Raw genomic sequence first — 20,354 nt, 5'->3', positions numbered from 1 at the left:
AATCTTTGTGACTATCAGTCCGTACTCACAAGCACCCACACGAATTGCTTGATTCGATTTGTTAAAGAGCGTTTGGTTAAGAGCTTTTCGTCTCAACCGAGGCGCGCATTCTACGCTTTCCTCATTTTCTGTCAAGCGTTTATTTTGAAGTTTTTTGCGAGAAACTCGTTTTACTTCAAACACTTGACTCGCTGCGATCTCTCGTAGCGGGAGGCGAATCATACAGCGTTTAGAAGCGCTGTCAACCATCATCTCAACCGCTGCCGATCAGGCGACCGTAGCACTCCTGACACTACCTGAATCGCTTAACTAATTGATTTACAAGAAGTTTTACGCTTCGACTACGTCAGAAGTGGGGCGCATTATAAGGGGATTCGAAACCGCGTCAACCCTTAATTTCAATAAACCCTGATATCGCCGAAAAACAAAGCGGGGAGGCCTGACGGCCTCCCCGCTTTTCACCAAGGCCACACACCCTTAGAGCACGCCGGCACTGCGCAGCCGTTGCACCTCAGCGGCATCCAGCCCCAATACATCCTCCAGCACCACCTCGGTATGCTCACCCAGCAGCGGCGGCGCCCGACGGTACTCCACCGGCGTCTCCGACAACCGTATCGGGCTCGCCACCTGCGGCACACTTCCCGCCAACGGATGCGGAATGTTCACCGCCAACCTGCGCGCCAGCACCTGCGGGTCCTGGAACATCTGCGCCAGGTCGTTGATAGGCCCGCACGGCACCCCTGCAGCCTCCAGCTGGCTCACCCACTGCGCCGTGGTCTTGAACACTGTGGCCTGGCGGATCAATGGGATCAGCTCGGCCCGGTTGGCTACCCGCAGCTTGTTGGTAACGAAACGTGGATCGTCCGCCCATTCCGGCTGCCCAGCCACCTCGGCGAACTTGCGGAACTGGCTGTCGTTACCCACGGTAAGGATGAAGTCGCCATCCGCCGTCGGGAAATCCTGATAAGGCACGATATTGGGATGCGCATTGCCCAAGCGACGAGGCGGGTTGCCCGTGGTCAGGTAGTTCATGGCCTGGTTCGCCAGGCAGGCCACCTGCACATCGAGCAACGCCATGTCGACATGCTGGCCCACCCCGGCCTGCTCCCGATGGGCAAGGGCAGCGAGGATCGCCACCGTGGAATACAACCCGGTAAGGATATCGGTCAGCGCCACCCCCACCTTGACCGGCCCCGCACCTTCTTCACCCTCCGGGCGGCCGGTCAGACTCATCAGCCCGCCCAGCCCCTGGATCATGAAGTCATAACCCGCGCGCCTGGCATAAGGCCCGGTCTGGCCGAACCCAGTGATGGAACAATAGATAAGCCGCGGGTTGATCGCCTTCAGGCTCTGGTAGTCCAGGCCATAGGCAGCCAACCCACCTACCTTGAAGTTCTCGATGACGATATCGGACTTCGCCGCCAATTCACGCACCAGGCGCTGCCCCTCGGCCTGGGTGAAGTCGATGGTCACCGAACGCTTGTTGCGGTTGGCCGACAGGTAATAGGCCGCCTCACTGGTGTTCTCACCCTCGGCATCCTTGAGGAAGGGCGGCCCCCACGAACGGGTATCGTCACCACTGCCAGGGCGCTCGACCTTGATCACATCAGCACCAAGGTCAGCGAGGATCTGACCAGACCATGGGCCGGCCAGCACGCGAGAAAGGTCCAGCACCCGCAGATGTGATAGCGCGCCCATGGACTGACTCCTTATCAATAGAAGGCCTGGATACCGGTCTGTGCACGCCCCAGGATCAGTGCATGCACATCGTGGGTACCTTCATAGGTGTTGACCACCTCCAGGTTGACCAGGTGACGGGCCACACCGAACTCATCGGAAATGCCATTACCACCCAGCATGTCACGCGCCATGCGGGCAATATCCAGCGCCTTGCCGCAGGAATTGCGCTTCATAATCGAAGTGATCTCTACTGCAGCCGTGCCCTCGTCCTTCATCCGCCCCAGACGCAGGCAGCCCTGCAGCGCCAGGGTGATTTCGGTCTGCATGTCGGCCAGCTTCTTCTGGATCAACTGGTTGGCAGCCAACGGACGACCGAATTGCTGACGGTCCAGGGTGTACTGACGCGCGGTGTGCCAGCAGGCTTCGGCGGCACCCAGCGCACCCCATGAGATGCCATAGCGGGCAGAGTTCAGGCAGGTGAACGGGCCTTTTAGGCCGCGCACATCCGGGAAGATGTTGTCCTCCGGCACGAACACGTTGTCCATGACGATTTCGCCAGTGATCGAGGCGCGCAGGCCGACCTTGCCGTGGATCGCCGGGGCGCTTAGGCCTTCCCAACCCTTTTCCAGGACAAAGCCGCGGATATCACCCGCATCATCCTTGGCCCAGACCACGAATACATCGGCGATCGGGCTGTTGGTGATCCACATCTTGCTACCGGTCAGGCGGTAGCCGCCATCGACCTTCCGGGCACGGGTGATCATCGAGCCCGGGTCGGAGCCGTGGTTAGGCTCGGTCAGGCCAAAGCAACCGATCCACTCGCCGCTGGCCAGCTTGGGCAGGTACTTCTGCTTTTGTGCCTCGGTACCGAACTCGTTGATTGGCACCATCACCAGCGACGACTGCACGCTCATCATCGAGCGGTAACCCGAGTCGATACGCTCTACCTCGCGAGCAATCAGGCCATAGCACACGTAATTCAGGCCACTGCCACCGTATTGCTCGGGAATGGTGGCGCCCAGCAACCCGACCTCACCCATTTCACGGAAGATCGCCGGGTCGGTCTGCTCATGACGGAAGGCCTCGAGCACACGCGGGGCCAGCTTGTCCTGGGCGAACTGATAAGCGCTGTCACGCACCATGCGCTCTTCTTCAGTGAGCTGCTGATCGAGCAGCAGCGGGTCGATCCAGTTGAAGCTTGCTTTACCGGCCATGAGCGAAATCCTCGAAATAGGGGGCAGTTTCTTGTGCCTTTGAGCCTAGGCCTGATCGGCCGCCGGGACAAACGAGGATTGCGCACCATTTAGTGATAATTTGTCACTTCGTAAATCGGCAAAACGCCATATTGACTGCCTTACGAGTGAGGTTGACGTACATGCGCCGCAAGATCCCCAGTACCGCCGCCCTGGTTTGCTTCGAGGCGGCGGCGCGCAACGAGAGCTTTACCAAGGCAGCCCAGGAACTCGCCCTGACCCAAGGTGCCGTCTGTCGACAGATAGGCGGCCTGGAAGCCTTCCTTAATGTGGAGCTGTTCCGCCGCTCGCGCCGCGGCGTGAAGCTGACCGAAGCCGGCCTTTCCTACAGCCGCCAAGTGGCTGCCCAACTGGACGCAGTAGAGCGCGACACTTTGTCGGTAATGCGCCAGCAGGGCGCCAACCTGATCGAACTGGCCGTGGTGCCCACCTTCGGCACCCAGTGGCTGCTACCGCGGCTTAAGGACTTCCAGCAGCGCCACCCGGAGGTCACGGTCAACCTCACCAACCGCACCCGGCCATTCCTGTTTGCCGACACTACCTTCGATGCTGCCATCTACTTCGGCGATGCCGACTGGTCCGGCACCCAGTCGCACCGGCTGATGGGGGAAAACCCGGTACCGGTGTGCAGCCCGGCGCTGCTGGGCGGGCAGGGTGCGCTCGACGCGCAGCGCATTGCACAATTGCCACTGCTGCAGCAGAGCACGCGCCCCTATGCCTGGCGGCAGTGGTTCGGCAGCGTCGGCATGAATGTGGAGCGCGACATGACAGGCCCGCGCTATGAACTATTCTCGATGCTCGCCCAGGCGGCCATGCATGAGATGGGCATCGCGCTGATTCCGCCGTTCCTGATCCAGCGCGAGTTGGAGGAGGGTAGGCTGGTGGTCGCTAACAGGCATGCCCTCAGTAGTGACAAGGCCTACTATCTGATGATTCCGGAGCGCAAGGTGGAGTCGGCTTCGCTGCGCGCCTTCCGCGACTGGCTGCTGAGCCAGGCTCAGGCGTACACGGCGAAGACTTAGGGAAGCGCGACAAATTGACCCCGTAGTCAATTATTTTAAACACCTACAGATATATGTATTTGTCGCATCTACATAAACTGTTATGCAGGTGCAAAAATCCTCTTTAATCCTGCTTACGGCGCGGCTTTGCAGGTTATTTTGCGACATTCACCAAGCCGTAAGCGAATTGACCGCAAAATTTTTGATTTTTTCTCCTACTCTGCCAATAGCCTATGTTTGACGCGCTGCAGCCTGACCGTTGCGACATACGGTCACAGGGTGACTTGTAGTTTTGACTTCGTTTCGCTTCAGAACCGGTTGAAGGGCCCTGGCTTCGTCTGCAAAATGCTTCGCCCGCCCGGATTCGGCGGTTCGGTGCTCCACAGCCGCCCCAGTGCACCATCCGAAGTGTGCTGGCTTTTACAAAGACAAAAGGTCACCGCAGGAGAAATAGTCGTGCACATTGGTGTTCCTCTCGAGACGCAGACCGGTGAGACAAGGGTCGCTGCGACCCCGGAAACCATCAAGAAACTGATTGGCCAAGGCCATCAGGTCACCGTCCAACGGGGGGCAGGGCTTAATGCCAGCATTCCGGACAGTGCCTATGAGGCCGCGGGCGCTTCCCTGGGGAGTGCAGCCGATGCCTACGGCGCCCAATTGGTGCTTAAAGTGGTCGCCCCCAACGACCAGGAACTGGCCCTGATCAACAGTGGCAGCCTCCTGGTGGGCATGCTCAACCCCTTCAACAGCGAGCTGATCGGCAAGATGGCCGAACGCGGCATTACCGCGTTCGCCCTGGAAGCCGCGCCACGCACCTCGCGGGCGCAGAGCCTGGATGTGCTGTCGTCACAGGCCAACATCGCCGGTTACAAGGCGGTGTTGCTGGCTGCCCATCACTACCCACGCTTCATGCCCATGCTGATGACCGCCGCCGGCACCGTTAAAGCCGCGCGCGTGCTGATCCTGGGCGCGGGCGTTGCCGGCCTGCAGGCCATTGCCACGGCCAAGCGCCTGGGTGCGGTGATCGAGGCGTCCGACGTACGCCCGGCCGTGAAGGAGCAGATCGAGTCGCTGGGTGCCAAGTTCATCGACGTACCCTACGAAACCGATGAGGAACGCGAGTGTGCCGAAGGTGTCGGCGGTTACGCTCGGCCAATGCCGGCCAGCTGGATGCAACGCCAGGCCCAGGCCGTGCACGAGCGCGCCAAGCAGGCGGATATCGTCATCACCACTGCGCTGATCCCGGGGCGCAAGGCGCCGACCCTGCTCAGCGCCGAAACCGTCGCGCAGATGAAGCCCGGCTCGGTGGTCATCGACCTCGCAGCAGCCCAGGGTGGCAACTGCCCACTGACCGTCGCCGACCAGGTGGTACAGGAGAACGGCGTGATCATCGTCGGCCCGACCAACCTGCCGGCCCAGGTGGGCGCCGATGCCTCGGCGCTGTATGCCCGCAACCTGCTGGACTTCATGAAGCTGCTGTTCGACAAAGACGGCGCGCTGGTCATCAACCTCGAAGACGACATCGTCGCGGCCTGCCTGATGTGCCGTGATGGTCAGGTCGTCCGCAAGAACGGCTAAGGAGCACGACAATGGAAGACATGCTGATTTCCCACGGCATCTACAACCTGATCATCTTCGTGCTGGCCATCTATGTGGGCTACCACGTGGTGTGGAACGTTACCCCGGCGCTGCACACCCCGCTGATGGCCGTGACCAACGCCATTTCGGCGATCGTCATCGTCGGCGCCATGCTGGCCGCAGCCCTGACCGTGACCCCGGCCGGCAAGCTGATGGGCACCCTGGCAGTGGCCCTGGCCGCGGTCAACGTGTTCGGTGGCTTCCTGGTCACCCGTCGCATGCTTGAGATGTTCAAGAAGAAAACCAAGAACGAGGCGCAGAAGTAAGCATGAGCATGAATCTGGTAACGCTCCTCTACCTCGTCGCCTCGGTGTGCTTCATCCAGGCGCTCAAGGGCTTGTCGCACCCGACTACCTCGCGGCGTGGCAACCTGTTCGGCATGATCGGCATGGGCATCGCCATCGTCACTACGGTCGGCCTCATTTATAAGCTTGGGGCTGAGCTTGCTACTGCCGGCATTGGCTACGTCATCGTAGGCCTGCTGGTCGGCGGCACCGCCGGTTCGATCATGGCCAAGCGCGTCGAGATGACCAAGATGCCGGAACTGGTCGCTTTCATGCACAGCATGATCGGCCTGGCTGCGGTGTTCATCGCGATCGCCGCGGTTCTGGAACCGCAATCCATGGGCATCGTCGCCACCATGAGCGACCCGATCCCCACCGGCAACCGCCTGGAACTGTTCCTCGGCGCGGCCATCGGTGCCATTACCTTCTCCGGTTCGGTGATCGCCTTCGGCAAGCTGTCGGGCAAGTACAAGTTCCGCCTGTTCCAGGGCGCACCGGTACAGTTCGCCGGCCAGCACAAGCTGAACCTGATCCTCGGCCTGACCACCATCGCCCTGGGCCTGCTGTTCACCTTCACTGGCCATTACAGTGCCTTCACCCTGATGCTGGTCCTGGCCTTCATCATGGGCGTGCTGATCATTATTCCGATCGGGGGCGCCGACATGCCGGTGGTGGTGTCGATGCTCAACAGCTATTCGGGCTGGGCCGCGGCCGGTATCGGCTTCTCGCTGAACAACTCGATGCTGATCATCGCAGGCTCCCTGGTCGGCTCGTCCGGTGCCATCCTCTCGTACATCATGTGCAAGGCGATGAACCGTTCGTTCTTCAACGTCATCCTCGGTGGCTTCGGTGGTGATGCCGATGCCGGCGCGGCGCAAGGCTCGAAAGAGCAGCGCCCGGTGAAGTCCGGCTCGGCCGACGATGCCACCTTCCTGCTCAGCAACGCCGACAGCGTGATCATCGTCCCGGGCTACGGCCTGGCGGTGGCCCGCGCCCAGCACGCACTGAAGGAACTGACCGAGAAGCTGACCCACAACGGCGTGACCGTGAAGTACGCGATCCACCCGGTGGCGGGCCGTATGCCCGGGCACATGAACGTGCTGCTGGCCGAGGCCGAAGTACCGTACGACCAGGTGTTCGAGATGGAGGACATCAACGCCGAGTTCGGCCAGGCCGATGTGGTGCTGGTGCTGGGCGCCAACGATGTGGTCAACCCGGCGGCGAAGAACGATCCCAAGTCGCCAATCGCCGGCATGCCGATCCTCGAAGCGTTCAAGGCCAAGACCATCATCGTCAACAAGCGCTCCATGGCCAGCGGCTATGCCGGCCTGGACAACGAACTGTTCTACCTCGACAAGACCATGATGGTGTTCGGCGACGCCAAGAAAGTCATCGAAGACATGGTCAAGGCGGTGGAGTGAAAACGGCCGCTGCAAACCAGCTGATATAAAGGAAGCCCCGGTCAGAATCTGCCGGGGCTTTTCTTTTGTTGATCCGGATCAACGGCTCTATTCCAAAGCTCCTCATACGACCATGGTCGTGGGACGGCAAGGGGCGAAGTCTCTAGACTGCGCTGCAGTAGTTTCAGTAGCCCGAGATAACAATCCATGTACCGTGATCGTATCCGCTTGTCCTCCCTGCACAGCAAGGTAATGAGTGCGGCTGATGCCGCTGGTCTGATCGAGGACGGCATGACCGTCGGCATGAGCGGCTTCACCCGCGCCGGCGAAGCCAAGGCCGTACCACATGCACTGGCCGAACGTGCCAAGCAGTCGCCACTGAAAATCAGCCTGATGACCGGCGCCAGCCTGGGCAACGACCTGGACAAGCAACTGACCGAGGCCGGCGTGCTGGCTCGCCGCATGCCGTTCCAGGTCGACAGTACCCTGCGCAAGGCCATCAACGACGGCCAGGTGATGTTCATCGACCAGCACCTGTCGGAAACCGTCGAGCAATTGCGCAACCAGCAGCTGAAGCTGCCGGACATCGCGGTCATCGAAGCCGTGGCCATCACCGAGCAAGGCCATATCGTGCCAACCACCTCGGTAGGCAACTCGGCCAGTTTCGCGATCTTCGCCAAGCAGGTGATTGTAGAGATCAACCTCTCGCACAATACCAACCTCGAAGGCCTGCACGACATCTATATCCCGACCTACCGCCCGACCCGCACGCCAATCCCGCTGGTCAAGGTCGACGACCGCATCGGCAGCACCGCCATCCCGATCGACCCGGCCAAGATCGTCGGTATCGTCATCAGCGACCAGCCGGACTCGCCATCCACCGTACTGCCGCCGGACGACGAAACCCAAGGCATCGCCGACCACCTGATCAACTTCTTCAAGAAGGAAGTCGAAGCCGGACGCATGACCAACAAGCTCGGCCCGCTGCAGGCCGGAATCGGCAGCATTGCCAACGCGGTGATGTGCGGCCTGATCGAGTCGCCGTTCGAAGACCTGACCATGTACTCCGAAGTACTACAGGACTCCACCTTCGACCTCATCGACGCCGGCAAGCTGAGCTTCGCCTCGGGCAGCTCGATCACCTTGTCGACTCGCCGCAACGCTGACGTGTTTGGCAACCTGGAGCGTTACAAGGACAAGCTGGTGCTGCGCCCGCAAGAAATTTCCAACCACCCGGAAGTGGTCCGTCGCCTTGGCATCATCGGTATCAACACCGCGCTGGAGTTCGATATCTACGGCAACGTCAACTCCACCCACGTCTGCGGCACCAGGATGATGAACGGCATCGGTGGTTCGGGGGACTTCGCCCGTAACGCCCACCTGGCCGTGTTCGTCACCAAGTCGATTGCCAAGGGTGGCGCAATTTCCAGCGTGGTGCCAATGGTCAGCCATGTCGACCATACCGAGCACGACGTGGACATCCTGGTCACCGAGCAAGGCCTGGCCGACCTGCGCGGCCTGGCGCCACGCGAGCGGGCCCGGGCGATCATCGACAACTGTGTACACCCAGACTACCGCGCGGCACTGAACGACTACTTCGATCGTGCCTGCCAGCGAGGCGGCCACACCCCGCACATCCTGCGCGAAGCCCTGAGCTGGCACGAGAACCTGGAAGAAACCGGGCGCATGCTGGCTAGCTGATCCAGATGTGGTACGGAACGGCGGCCCTGCTTCCGCTGTTCCGGCCTCTTCGCGGGCAAGCCCGCGAATGGGCCATAACAGTCAAACCCTTCTATCAATACACCTTGCCGCTATCTGCAACACAATCTGTACTACTGTACTGGTGTTTTCGCGCCTCCCTGCCCGAGAAATCTCCTTCCCCGAATCAAAACGCACCAAACAAGTGCAGACCAGTACAGTTGCGCTAGTTTTGAGTGCAACAGTAGGGTTACACAGTTAACTGGACCATCGTCTTTCAATCGAACTGTATCTACTGTTATGGACGACATAAGAGGATCATTGGCATCAGTTAAATCACTACCTAATCCCGCCATAAGCGGAAGGATGAAACATCATGGAACGTACCCTCAGTTCCGGTCTGGTTTTTGAAAGCAACGCCCAACAATCCAACGCTTCGCTGCCGCTGCGCGCGCTGTCCACCCTGCTGCTGTGGCAGCGCCGCATGGCCAGCCGCCGTCAACTGGCTCGCCTGGACGCCCGTCTGCTGGCCGACGCCGGTATCAGCGAATCGCAGCGTTACGAAGAGCTGAGCAAGCCTTTCTGGCGCTAAGCTCCGGCTTGCCGGCTTCGGCCGGCACCGCGAATTTCCGAAACCCGTTGCAGGTGACTGCAACGGGTTTTTTGTTTGCAGGCGGCATGCCAGAGCCTTTTACAAGCGCACCTGTACAGTTTGTAAAATACGAAAACATACCAGCACAGTTTACTTGCACGCTGTTCATTAACATCCAGAAACACCGGCGCGTGATACGCTTGGCCTAACAGTCTGTTAGAACGCACTGTTAAAAGTACCGCGACGAGCTGTGCGAGCGTCCGATAAACAGAACCACCCGACCCTAGTCCAGGAGTCCACGATCATGTCCCTCAAATACCTGATTGGCGCCGCCCTGATGCTGAGCCTGGCCGGCACCGCAAACGCCACCAGCTTCGTTGTCACCACTGACGCCGTCGTTGGCGCGGTGGCCGCCTCCACCGATGCAACTTCCGATATTTCCTCCTCGTTCCGTGACGACAAGATCGTCCAGGCCGCCCGTGACGATGCCGCCAGCTTCGTTGGCAGTCAGGGTGACATCCGCGGCGCCAAGCTGGAAAGCGCTTTCCTGCACATCCGCTCGCAGATGCCAACCCTGCAGGCCAGCGACGCGCAACTGGCCCAAGCCATCCTGGCGCTCTGACCCCGGCTGAACCGTTCAGCTGTGCTGGTCACACCAGCACAGCCGTACCCACCGTTGCCGACCACGTTTCCAGCTGTTGTAGAGCCCATGCGTTATCTGTTTCCGTTGCTGTTCTCCGTTGTTGGCATGGCCAACGCCCATGCCATGGATACCACCACGCAAAGCTTGGTCATCACCGGCTATGTCACCAGCCAGGTCACCACCGCACCGTTCGACCGTAAACTGGTCCGCCAGGCCCAGGACGATGCCGCAGCCTTCGTTGCCAGCAACGGCCAGATCCGCGGTGCGCGGCTGGAGGCAGCGCTGGAATCATTACGCCACAATTGCGCACGGCACACCGTCGGCGATCTGGAACTGGCGCAGGCAATTCTCGTCCAATAACTACATCTGACTCCCTGTATTTTTCGGAGATGCTCCATGCGTAAACCGCTGATTGCCGCTACCCTCGGCATGCTGCTGCTGGCCGACCTGGCCCAGGCACAGACCCTGGTGGCTACCAGCAATATCATCGTGCGGGCCTTTGGCCGTTCGATCGACTTTACCTCTGACACCACCACCTCGATCCGCGACTCCAAAGTGGTGCGCGAAGCCCACGACGACGCCGCCAGCTTCGTCGCCAGCAACGGTGACATCCGCGGCGCCCAGCTCGAAGCGGCCTTCAACACCCTGCGCGAGCGCGTACCGCAAGCGCGCGACGCCAGCGACCAGGTACTGGCTGAAGCCATCCTCGCGCTGTGAACCGCGTGCGCGCCTGGCTGCTCGGCTGCGCCCTGACGCTGCTCGGCACGCCCGCCCTGGCCGACCTGCAGCTTGAGCTGCAGGCGTCTGGCCTTGATCCGCAACAGGCCCAAGCCACCCAGGCCCTGCTCGACGAGGCCCTGGGCAAGCTGCCCCCTCGCTTCAAGCAACAGCTGAACCGCCGCGTGCGGGTCAGCTGGAGCGACAACATGCCGGCCGACGCCTATGGCCAGGCATCGCTGGTGTCCACCCTCGAGCTCAATCGCCGCCTGCTGCCCAGCCTCACCGATGGCAGTGCAGCCGCCAAGCGTACCAACCGCCCGCATGGCACGGTGCGTGAAGAACTGCTGGCCACCGTGCTGCACGAGCTCACCCATATCTACGACCGCGCTCGGCTGTGGCCCAGCGCCGAAAACGCACTGATCGCCCGCTGCAAGCGCCAGCAAGGTACGTTGGGCAAGGTCGGCCTGCCCGAGGCATGCCGTGGCCAGGCCGAGCGCCGCTTCACCCTCAGCGACGACCCGCGCCTGCTCGACCTGGCCGGTTGGCAGCAGTACGTGGGCCGACGCGGTGAGCGCGAGCAACACAACGGTCAGTTCGTGCGCAGCCCTGACAGCTATGAACTGAGCAGCCCCAAGGAGTACATCGCGGTCAACATGGAGTACTTCCTCCTCGACCCGAGCTACGGCTGCCGCCGCCCGGCGCTGAACCAGTACCTGCGCGAGCACTTCGGCTGGGCACCGCAACAGGACAGCTGCGCCAAGGGCCTGCCGTTCATCAATGCCGGCAGCGACTTCGCCCGCCAGCCGCTGGGCGAAATCGACCCCGAGCGGGTCTATGAGGTGGACTACCTGTTGGCCGAAGCCAACCAGAACCTGGTCAGCCGCTGGGGCCACAGCATGCTGCGCCTAGTGATCTGCAAGCCGGGCCGCCCACGCGGGCCTGACTGCCGCCTGGACCTCGACCAGAGCCTGGTGCTGTCGTACCGCGCCTTTGTCAACGATGTGCAGCTTTCCAGCTGGGACGGGCTGGTCGGTGCCTACCCCTCGCGGCTGTTCGTGCTGCCGCTGGGCCAGGTGATCGACGAATACACCAAGACCGAACTGCGCAGCCTGGCCTCGGTGCCCTTGCGGCTCAACCGTGACGAGATCGAGAACCTGGTGCGCCAGGCCGCCGAAATGCACTGGAGCTACGACGGCAACTACTGGTTCCTGTCCAACAACTGCGCAGTGGAGTCGTTGAAACTGCTGCGCAGCGGCACCGCCAACCCACGCCTGAACGACCTCGACAGCATCATGCCCAATGGCTTGCTGGCCGTGCTCAAGGGCAGGGGGCTGGCCGACACCAGCGTGCTCGACGACCCCCGCGAGGCATTGCGCCTGGGTTATCGCTTCGACTCCTACCGCGACCGTTACCAGGCCATGTTCGAGGTGCTGAAGAAGCAGTTGCCAATCAAGCAGGACAAGGTCGAAGACTGGCTGGCTCTGGACGCCGAGCAACGACGAGGCTGGTTCGCCCAGGCCGACCTGCGCACAAGCGCCGCATTGCTGCTGCTTGAACAGGCCAGCTTGCGCCGGCAACTGCTGCTGGCCCAGGACGAGGTCAAGCAGCGCTACCTGAATGCCGCAGCGCTGAAGGATGACAGTGTCAGCAAGGCCGATGCGACCCTCAGGCAGATGCTTGCCAACAGTGGCTTCCTCAGCCGCCCGGCAGAATTGCTCGATAGCAAGGGCTACGGGTTGCCGCAGCCACAAGAGCGCAAGCACCTGGAACAGGTCAGCAGCGAGCGTCAGGCGCAGTTGCTGCGCTTGAGCACGAGCCTGGACAAAGAGGTAAGGGCACTGCTGGAGCCATCGCGGGCCAGGGAAATTGCGGCGGTGGAGGCTAATGTCAAGCAAGTGGGCGAGCATCTGCGGGCGCTGCACAAGGCCGCCGGTGGCCTGCAATTGTGATGCCTGCTGCGCCGGCCTCTTCGCGGGTAAACCCGCTCCCACAGGATCTGTACAACACCTGAAATCTGCGCCGTCCCTGTGGGAGCGGGTTTACCCGCGAAAGGGCCGGCACAGACAGCACAAGGCCTACAGATTCTCCTCCGCCTCCGAAGGCAAATCCTCGTCCAGATGCAACCAAGGCAACCGACTACCGACCCAGATGTGCCGGTTGGCCCTGACCCGTTCCGGGTGGTCCAGCGTCGCCACCGTCACATCCACCGTGTCCGGGCTGTGCGTAGTCACCAACGCCACATGTGCCCCGCAATGCCCACAGAAGTAACGGCTGCAACTGGCCGGCGCCACGTAGCAGTTCGGCTCGCCAGCCAGCCACCGGAATCCCGAGCGGGGCAGGGTGAGCCAGGTCACCACCAGCCCGCCGCTGACCCGCCGGCAGATCGAACAATGGCAGTGGGCAATGTCAGTCAGATCGCCCTCCAGCCGATAACGCAAGGCACCACAATGGCAGCCACCCTCGGTCACATCCTGCATCACCTACCTCTCGTCGCCTTTGCTTCGGCGAAAGCTGGTTGAAAGCTTGCCCTCATAGGATACCCCCACTACCGGCACAAGACCGGTCAGCCAGGGCACCCGGTAACCACCGCGCCCGGCCCAATCGACAACAACAATGGTGATTCTGATGTATTCCTTTGCCCGACTTTCCGTAGTCCCCCTCCGCATGCTCCCCGCGCAGCGCCAAACGCGCTGATCCGCCCGAATCGCCTTTCCTTTCGCCGCGCCACGCCTGGAGTATTGCCATGCTGACCTTCCTCGGCTTCGCCATGGTCATCACCTTCATGTACCTGATCATGACCAAGCGCCTGTCGGCCTTGATCGCGCTGATCCTGGTACCGATCCTGTTCGCCCTGTTCGGCGGCTTTTCCACCAAGATTGGCCCAATGATGCTAGAGGGCATCAGCAAGCTCGCGCCTACCGGCGTGATGCTGATGTTCGCCATCCTCTATTTCGCCCTGATGATCGACTCCGGCCTGTTCGACCCGGCCGTGCGCAAGATCCTCAAACTGGTCAAGGGCGACCCGCTGAAAGTCTCCGTCGGCACCGCAGCACTGGCCCTGGTGGTCTCGCTCGACGGTGACGGCGCCACCACCTACATGATCTGCTGCGCCGCCATGCTGCCGATGTACAGCCGCCTGGGCATGAGCCCACGGATCATGGCCGGCCTGATCATCCTCGCCGGCGGGGTGATGAACATGACCCCCTGGGGTGGCCCGACCGCACGCGCCGCCAGCGCCCTGCACGTGGACCCGTCAGACATCTTCGTGCCGATGATCCCGGCCATGCTGTTCGGCGTTCTGGCGATCCTGGCCATCGCCTATATGTACGGCAAGCGCGAACGTGCCCGCCTGGGCGAATTGCATCTGCCCACCGACGACATCGACCACAGCGAAATAACCGTGTCGCAGTACCCGGACGCGCGCCGGCCGAAACTGCTGTACTTCAACGGCGCCTTGACCGCTGCTCTGATGGTCGCGCTGATTGCCGGAGTGCTGCCGCTGCCGGTGCTATTCATGATCGCCTTCAGCATCGCCATGATCGTCAACTACCCGTGCCTGCAGCAGCAGAAAGACCGCATCGCCGCGCACGCCGGCAGCGTGCTGGCCGTCACCGGGCTGATCTTTGCCGCCGGCATCTTCACCGGCATCCTGTCGGGCACCGGCATGGTCGACGCCATGTCCAAGAGCCTGCTATCGGTAATCCCCGAGGCGCTGGGCCCATACCTGGCGGTGATCACCGCGATCGTGAGCATGCCGTTCACCTTCTTCATGTCCAACGACGCGTTCTACTACGGCGTGCTGCCGGTACTGGCCGAAGCTGCCAGCCACTACGGCATCAGCCCGGTGGAAATGGCCCGTGCGTCGATCGTCGGGCAGCCGGTACACCTGCTCAGCCCCTTGGTACCCTCCACCTACCTGCTGGTGGCACTGGCCGGCATCGAGTTCGGCGATCATCAGCGCTTCACCTTGAAGTGGGCAGTGCTGGTGTGCCTGTGCATAATGCTCGCCGCGCTACTGATGGGCATTTTCCCGCTGTTCAGTAGTCTTTAATAAACGCGTATCACCCTGACGCGACGCGCCCCTTATCTGGGCGCGTCGCCTTTACCGTTCGAAGGAAAACACATGGAATGGCTGACCAGCCCGGAAATCTGGGTTGCCTTTTTTACCCTTACCGCGCTTGAGATCGTCCTCGGTATCGACAACATCATCATGATCTCGATTCTGGTCAGCCGCATGCCCAAGCACATGCAGCCACGCACCCGGATCTTCGGCCTGGCCCTGGCCATGGTCACACGTATCATGCTGTTGCTGTCGATCACCTGGGTCATGCGCCTCACCGCCGACCTGTTCGTAGTGCTGGGCCAGGGCATCTCCGGACGTGACCTGATCCTGTTCTTCGGTGGCCTGTTCCTGCTGTGGAAAAGCTCGCAAGAGATCTACCACGGCCTGGAAGGCGAGGACGAGAACCCGGAAGAGCCGAAAGGCGCGGGTGGCAAGTTCTTCTATACCATCATCCAGATCGCCATCATCGACATCGTGTTCTCGCTGGACTCGGTGATCACCGCAGTAGGCATGGTGTCCCATGTACCGGTGATGATTGCCGCGATCATCGTTGCCGTGCTGGTGATGATGCTGTGCGCCGGCACCATCAGTGACTTCATCGACAAGCACCCGTCGCTGAAGATGCTCGCACTGTCGTTCCTGATCGTGGTCGGTACCGTGCTGATCGCCGAAGCTTTCGACGTGCATGTGCCGAAGGGCTACGTCTACTTCGCCATGGCATTCTCGCTGGCGGTGGAAGCCATCAACATTCGCATGCGCACCGCCCTGGCCCGCAAGGAAGGTAAAGAGCATGAGCCGGTGAAACTGCGCAAGGACATTCCGGGTCAATAAGATCAGGAAGTGCAGGACACAAAGGGCCCTTCGTTCTGTTTGGGGCCCTTTTTTCATTTCTGGGTATCAGAAATGGAGCTGTCCTGTGCCGGCCTCTTCGCGGGTAAATCCGCGAAGAGGCCGGCACAGGCAATCATTCATTTCGAGTGTGTTTCAAATAAATGGCAGCCATGCGAAGCTGGCGACAGCTCCGCAAAACAACTAAAGCTTTGAGTGAGCACTAGAAATTCTTCAAACGCTCACGCTTCGTCTCTTGGCCCGCTGGGCCAATGCAACAGGGGGCCGTCGCCATGCTGACCCTGCTCAACCTGCTCTCGGCCGTTGCGCTTCTGGTCTGGGGCACCCATATCGTGCGTACCGGCATCCTTCGGGTATTCGGCTCGAGCCTACGGCGCATCATCAGCCAGAACATGAACAAACGCCCGCTGGCGTTCGTCGCCGGCATTCTGGTCACGGCCATGGTGCAAAGCAGCAACGCCACCGCCATGCTGGTCACCTCGTTCGTCGGCCAGGGCCTGATGGCCATGACCCCGGCCCTGGCGATCATGCTCGGCGCCGATGTGGGCACCGCGCTGATGGCCCGGGTGCTGACCCTGGACCTGTCCTGGCTATCACCGCTGCTGATCTTCCTGGGTGTGATCTTCTTCCTCTCGCGCAAGCAGACGCGGGCCGGCCAGCTGGGCAGGGTAGGCATCGGGCTTGGCCTGATCATCCTGGCATTGGAGCTGATCGTGCAGGCGGCTACGCCGATTACCCACGCCCAGGGCGTGAAAGTGCTGTTCGCCTCGCTGACCGGCGACATCATGCTCGACGCGTTGGTTGGCGCGCTGTTCGCCATGATTTCCTATTCCAGCCTCGCCGCCGTGCTGCTCACCGCGACCCTGGCCGGGGCCGAAGTTATCAGCCTGCCGGTGGCCATCGGTCTGGTGGTCGGTGCCAACATCGGCAGCGGGTTGCTGGCCTTCATCAGCACCAGCATGCAAAACGCCGCCGGGCGCCGGGTGGCCCTGGGCAGCCTGCTGTACAAGCTGATCGGCCTGCTGCTGATCATCCCTGTACTGCACCCGCTGGTTGGCTGGATGGACTCACTGGCCTTCAGCCCACAGGAGCTGGTCATCGGCTTCCACCTGCTCTACAACACACTGCGTTGCCTGATCATGCTGCCCACGGTGAAACCCATGGGCCGGCTGTGCAACGCCCTGCTGCCCGAACGGGAAAACGGCAACGGCCAGATACGCCCGCGCCACCTCGACACCTCGGCGCTGGAAACACCTAGCCTGGCCCTGGCCAACGCATCCCGTGAAACCCTGCGCCTGGGCGATATCGTCGACAGCCTGCTCGAAGCCATGCTCGGTGCCCTGCGTGGCACCCAGACCGCCTTGCCGCAGCAGGTCCGCGCCTTGGGCGAGGACGCCGAAGCGCTGTACAGCGCTATCAAGCTTTACCTGGCGCAGATGTCTCGTGAAGACCTCAGCGAACAGGACAACCGCCGCTGGGCAGAAATCATCGAGTTGGCAATCAACCTCAAACTGGCCTGTGACCTGATCGAGCGCATGCTGCGCAAAGTCCAGCAGCAGAAAACCAGCCAGCGCCGGGAATTCTCCCAGGTGGGGCTGGAAGAGCTGACCGGCTTGCAGGAACAGCTGCTGGCCAACCTGCGCCTGGGCTTGTCGGTGTTCCTCAGCGCCGACCCGGAAAGCGCCCGCTTGCTGCTGCGGGAAAAACGCCGTTTTCGCGCCCAGGAACGGCGCCTTGCCCACGCCCATGTCAGCCGCCTGCAGCGCAAGGTAGTGCAAAGCATCGAGACCAGTTCGCTACACTTGGAGCTGATCGCCGACATGAAACGGTTGAACTCTTTGTTCTGTAGCAGTGCCTATGTGGTACTGGGCGGCTCGGACACGGGCGGGCTGATGCTCGACAGCGTGCCGGATGAAGCCCGTCTGCCGTGATTTCGCCTACCTGAGGACCCAAGCTCGCCCATGCGTTGCCTGATGTTCGTTTGCCTGCTGATCTGCAGCCTGCCCTCATTCGCTCTCGACCGCTCGCGTGTTGAAGGCTACCTGTTGCCCAATGGCCTGCAGGTCATCCTGAAAAACGGCTATGAACGTGACCATGTGGCGATTCGCCTGGTGGTCGGCGTCGGCCTGGATGACTTCAATTGCGAGCAGAAAGAGCTGCCGCACCTGCTCGAACACCTGCTGTTCAGCGGCATCGACGAAACCGGCGAGGGCGGCCTGGAAGAGCGCCTGCAATCGCTGGGCGGTGAATGGAACGCCTACACCAGCAGCGCCGACACCACCTTCGTCATCGAAGCCCCGGCGCGCAACCAGCGCAAAATCCTTGACCTGCTGTTGGCGGTAATTCGTGACACCCGCATCGATGCCAAGACCCTGGCCACCGCCAAGCGCATCATCGAGCGCGAGGATGGCGGCCACTATGGCCACCTGCAGCGCTGGCTCGACCGCCAGGACATCGGCCACCCCGCCAGTGACCAGCTGGCCACCGAACTGGGCCTGAAATGCCCGGAGCGCTCCAACCTCGACGACATGACCCTGGAGCAGGTAACCACCTTGCGTGACCGCTGGTACGCGGCCAACAACATGACCCTGATCGTGGTCGGTGGTCTCGACCGCCTGCTGCCGGCCTACCTGGAGCGCACCTTTGGCGAACTGCCCGCCACCGAGCCGGAGGAACGCCGCACCCTGGAAAGCATCGGCCAGAAAGCTGAACAGCGCCGCGACCTGACCCGCGGCTGGCTGGGCGACAGCGTCAAGCTGCACTGGCTGTACGTCGAACCAGTGCTGGACAACGATCACCAGGCCACCCTCGACCTGCTGTCGCACTACCTGGACTGGGCGCTGTACGACCAGCTGCGCCTGCGCAACGGGCTGTCCTACGGCCCCTCGGCAAAACGCGAAAGCTTTGGCGACACCGGCCTGCTCAGCCTCAACGCCGACCTGGAGCGCGAGGACATCGACCAGGCGGTCGAGGTGATGCAGAAGTTGTTCGACCACCTGCGCAAGGAAGGCCTCGACCCGGACACCTTCGAGCGTATCAAGTACGCCAGCGTCGCCAAGGAAAGCTGGAGCACCCAGGGCAACAGCGCCTTGGCCGACTACTACTGGGGCGCGCTGAACGACTATAGCGACGGGCGCTTCGCCAACCCGGTGCGCAAGCTGCGCCAGGTCAGTCTGGCGCAGGCCAACGCGGCGCTGAAGCAGTTGCTCAAGGAAGATGGTTATGTACGTATCGAGAAGCCCTTGCTTGGCTACGATGAACTCTACGGGCTGGTTGCCTTGCTGTTGGGGCTGATCCTCGCTGCGGGGCTGTTGCGCTGGCGTCGGCATGGTCCGGAAAAACCGAGTGGTGCTACACGCTAGCGGTGTATCGGCGGTATCCTTTTGCCAGTACCGGCCCTTTCGCGGGTGAACCCGCTCCCACAGGTATCGCAGCGTGCTCCCTGTAGGAGCGGGTTTACCCGCGAAGAGGCCGGCACAGCCACCCTATCCTTTCTGTTGTAGTCCCCAATGCCCCAAATACCCCACATCGTCCAGCGCATCATCGAACTGCTCAAACGCTACCCCGGCATCATCGCGCTCTGCGGTTTCCTCTCCGGCATCGGTAGCTTCATCCTGGTCGACCGCCAGGCTGGCCTGGCCAGCTGGATAGCCGTGCTCATGCTGGTCAGCTGGCTCTGGCTGATGCTGGAAAACACCCTCACCGGTCTGTTCGCGCGCATCTTCAACCGCGAAATCCCGCAGCCGCTGCTGCGCTACGCGACGCAGATGATCCATCAGGAATCACTGTTCTTCGTGCTGCCGTTCTTCTTCATCACCACCACCTGGAACAGCGGCCAGCTGGTATTCACCGGCCTGCTCGGCGCCGCCGGACTGATTTCGATCATCGATCCGCTGTACTACAAATGGCTGGCACCGCGGCGCTGGCTGTTCCTGGCTCTGCATACCCTGACCCTGTTCGCCGCCCTGCTGACCGCACTGCCGATCATCCTGCACCTGACCACCGCGCAAAGCTTCAAGCTGGCCCTGATCGCAGCCATGGCCCTGTCGTTCCCCAGCCTGGCCAGCAGCTTCCCGATCAACAACTGGCGCCGCGCCGTGGCCCTGGTACTGGTCACACTGTCGGTCGGCGGCGGGGGCTGGCTGCTGCGCTCCTGGGTGCCACCAGCGACCTTGTGGATGACCGAAGTGGCGGTCAGCACCGAAGTGCTGAACCGCCAGCCGGGCGATTCGCTGCATGAAATTGCCGCCAGCCGCATCCGTAGCAGCGGCCTGTACGCCTACACCGCCATCAACGCGCCACGCGGCCTGAACGAGCGGATCTACCACGTGTGGCAAAAGGACGGCCAGGAGGTCGACCGTATTGCCCTGGACATCCACGGCGGGCGCAAGGAAGGCTACCGGGCCTGGACCCACAAGCAGAACTTTCCGCCGAACCCGGTGGGCAAGTGGCAGGTGAGGGTACTGACCGAGGATGGGCAGGTCATCGGCGTGCTGCGCTTCAAGGTGGTCGATGACGCACCGGCGCAATGAT

The 20,354-nt window shown here is 61.7% G+C and carries 19 protein-coding genes; 15 read left to right on the top strand and 4 right to left on the bottom strand.

Annotated elements, in window-relative coordinates; all coding sequences use genetic code 11:
• The 3 genes from CAY82_RS26905 to CAY82_RS10210 all read right to left on the bottom strand — a co-directional run.
• Positions 1-252 (bottom strand): hypothetical protein (locus CAY82_RS26905; protein WP_218190828.1); only part of this gene is annotated, 252 nt, incomplete at its 3' end.
• Between the two features lie 225 nt (positions 253-477).
• Positions 478-1,698 (bottom strand): CaiB/BaiF CoA-transferase family protein, encoded by a 1,221-nt coding sequence (locus CAY82_RS10215; protein WP_087501081.1) that lies wholly within the window; start codon positions 1,696-1,698, stop codon positions 478-480.
• Positions 1,699-1,712: 14 nt separating this feature from the next.
• A complete protein-coding gene (locus tag CAY82_RS10210) occupies positions 1,713-2,894 on the bottom strand; it encodes an acyl-CoA dehydrogenase (RefSeq protein WP_087501080.1) in 1,182 nt (393 codons plus the stop codon).
• A 161-nt stretch (positions 2,895-3,055) separates the two neighbouring features.
• Here CAY82_RS10210 and CAY82_RS10205 point away from each other — a divergent pair, with 161 nt between their 5' ends.
• The 10 genes from CAY82_RS10205 to CAY82_RS10160 all read left to right on the top strand — a co-directional run bounded on the left by CAY82_RS10205 (position 3,056) and on the right by CAY82_RS10160 (position 12,858).
• Positions 3,056-3,955 (top strand): LysR family transcriptional regulator, encoded by a 900-nt coding sequence (locus CAY82_RS10205; protein WP_087501079.1) that lies wholly within the window; start codon positions 3,056-3,058, stop codon positions 3,953-3,955.
• A 435-nt stretch (positions 3,956-4,390) separates the two neighbouring features.
• Positions 4,391-5,512 (top strand): Re/Si-specific NAD(P)(+) transhydrogenase subunit alpha, encoded by a 1,122-nt coding sequence (locus tag CAY82_RS10200; protein WP_087501078.1) that lies wholly within the window; start codon positions 4,391-4,393, stop codon positions 5,510-5,512.
• An 11-nt stretch (positions 5,513-5,523) separates the two neighbouring features.
• Positions 5,524-5,838 (top strand): NAD(P) transhydrogenase subunit alpha, encoded by a 315-nt coding sequence (locus CAY82_RS10195; protein ID WP_003256966.1) that lies wholly within the window; start codon positions 5,524-5,526, stop codon positions 5,836-5,838.
• Positions 5,839-5,840: 2 nt separating this feature from the next.
• The gene (locus tag CAY82_RS10190; RefSeq protein ID WP_087501077.1) at positions 5,841-7,277 is read left to right on the top strand and encodes an NAD(P)(+) transhydrogenase (Re/Si-specific) subunit beta; all 1,437 of its coding nucleotides are present in this window, start codon (positions 5,841-5,843) and stop codon (positions 7,275-7,277) included.
• A gap of 186 nt (positions 7,278-7,463) precedes the next feature.
• Positions 7,464-8,957, top strand: coding sequence for an acetyl-CoA hydrolase/transferase family protein (locus CAY82_RS10185; protein ID WP_085627262.1), 1,494 nt, complete (start codon positions 7,464-7,466; stop codon positions 8,955-8,957).
• A 373-nt stretch (positions 8,958-9,330) separates the two neighbouring features.
• A complete protein-coding gene (locus CAY82_RS10180) occupies positions 9,331-9,546 on the top strand; it encodes a DUF1127 domain-containing protein (protein WP_003256968.1) in 216 nt (71 codons plus the stop codon).
• Positions 9,547-9,850: 304 nt separating this feature from the next.
• Positions 9,851-10,168 (top strand): DUF2388 domain-containing protein, encoded by a 318-nt coding sequence (locus CAY82_RS10175; RefSeq protein ID WP_087501076.1) that lies wholly within the window; start codon positions 9,851-9,853, stop codon positions 10,166-10,168.
• Positions 10,169-10,255: 87 nt separating this feature from the next.
• The gene (locus CAY82_RS10170) at positions 10,256-10,549 is read left to right on the top strand and encodes a DUF2388 domain-containing protein (protein ID WP_087501075.1); all 294 of its coding nucleotides are present in this window, start codon (positions 10,256-10,258) and stop codon (positions 10,547-10,549) included.
• A gap of 36 nt (positions 10,550-10,585) precedes the next feature.
• Positions 10,586-10,906, top strand: coding sequence for a DUF2388 domain-containing protein (locus CAY82_RS10165; protein ID WP_003256970.1), 321 nt, complete (start codon positions 10,586-10,588; stop codon positions 10,904-10,906).
• Positions 10,903-12,858, top strand: coding sequence for a DUF4105 domain-containing protein (locus CAY82_RS10160; RefSeq protein ID WP_087501074.1), 1,956 nt, complete (start codon positions 10,903-10,905; stop codon positions 12,856-12,858). The genes CAY82_RS10165 and CAY82_RS10160 overlap by 4 nt, the downstream gene beginning before the upstream one ends.
• Positions 12,859-12,984: 126 nt before the next feature.
• Here the strand turns inward: CAY82_RS10160 and CAY82_RS10155 are convergent, their stop codons facing one another.
• Complete coding sequence (locus tag CAY82_RS10155) at positions 12,985-13,386, bottom strand: GFA family protein (protein WP_087501073.1); 402 nt, start codon at positions 13,384-13,386, stop codon at positions 12,985-12,987.
• 266 nt (positions 13,387-13,652) lie between these two features.
• Between CAY82_RS10155 and CAY82_RS10150 the strand changes: the two genes are divergently transcribed.
• The 5 genes from CAY82_RS10150 (at position 13,653) to CAY82_RS10130 (ending at position 20,353) form a co-directional block, all read left to right on the top strand.
• Positions 13,653-14,960, top strand: a complete 1,308-nt coding sequence (locus CAY82_RS10150) for a CitMHS family transporter (RefSeq protein WP_087501072.1) — start codon at positions 13,653-13,655, stop codon at positions 14,958-14,960.
• Positions 14,961-15,032: 72 nt separating this feature from the next.
• Positions 15,033-15,803, top strand: a complete 771-nt coding sequence (locus CAY82_RS10145) for a TerC family protein (protein ID WP_087501071.1) — start codon at positions 15,033-15,035, stop codon at positions 15,801-15,803.
• 290 nt (positions 15,804-16,093) lie between these two features.
• Positions 16,094-17,752: a Na/Pi cotransporter family protein gene (locus tag CAY82_RS10140; protein WP_087501070.1), complete on the top strand. Its 1,659-nt coding sequence runs from the start codon at positions 16,094-16,096 to the stop codon at positions 17,750-17,752.
• A gap of 30 nt (positions 17,753-17,782) precedes the next feature.
• Positions 17,783-19,183 (top strand): pitrilysin family protein, encoded by a 1,401-nt coding sequence (locus tag CAY82_RS10135; protein WP_087501069.1) that lies wholly within the window; start codon positions 17,783-17,785, stop codon positions 19,181-19,183.
• Between the two features lie 147 nt (positions 19,184-19,330).
• On the top strand, positions 19,331-20,353 hold the full coding sequence (locus CAY82_RS10130) for a DUF5924 family protein (RefSeq protein ID WP_087501068.1): 1,023 nt from the start codon (positions 19,331-19,333) through the stop codon (positions 20,351-20,353).
• Position 20,354: the final 1 nt, after the last annotated feature.

Source organism: Pseudomonas sp. SID14000, from assembly GCF_002165135.1.
In the GTDB taxonomy this organism is placed as follows: Bacteria; Pseudomonadota; Gammaproteobacteria; order Pseudomonadales; family Pseudomonadaceae; genus Aquipseudomonas.
The sequence above is the reverse complement of the archived record's forward strand: the minus strand, read 5'-3'. Positions and strand labels throughout refer to the sequence as shown.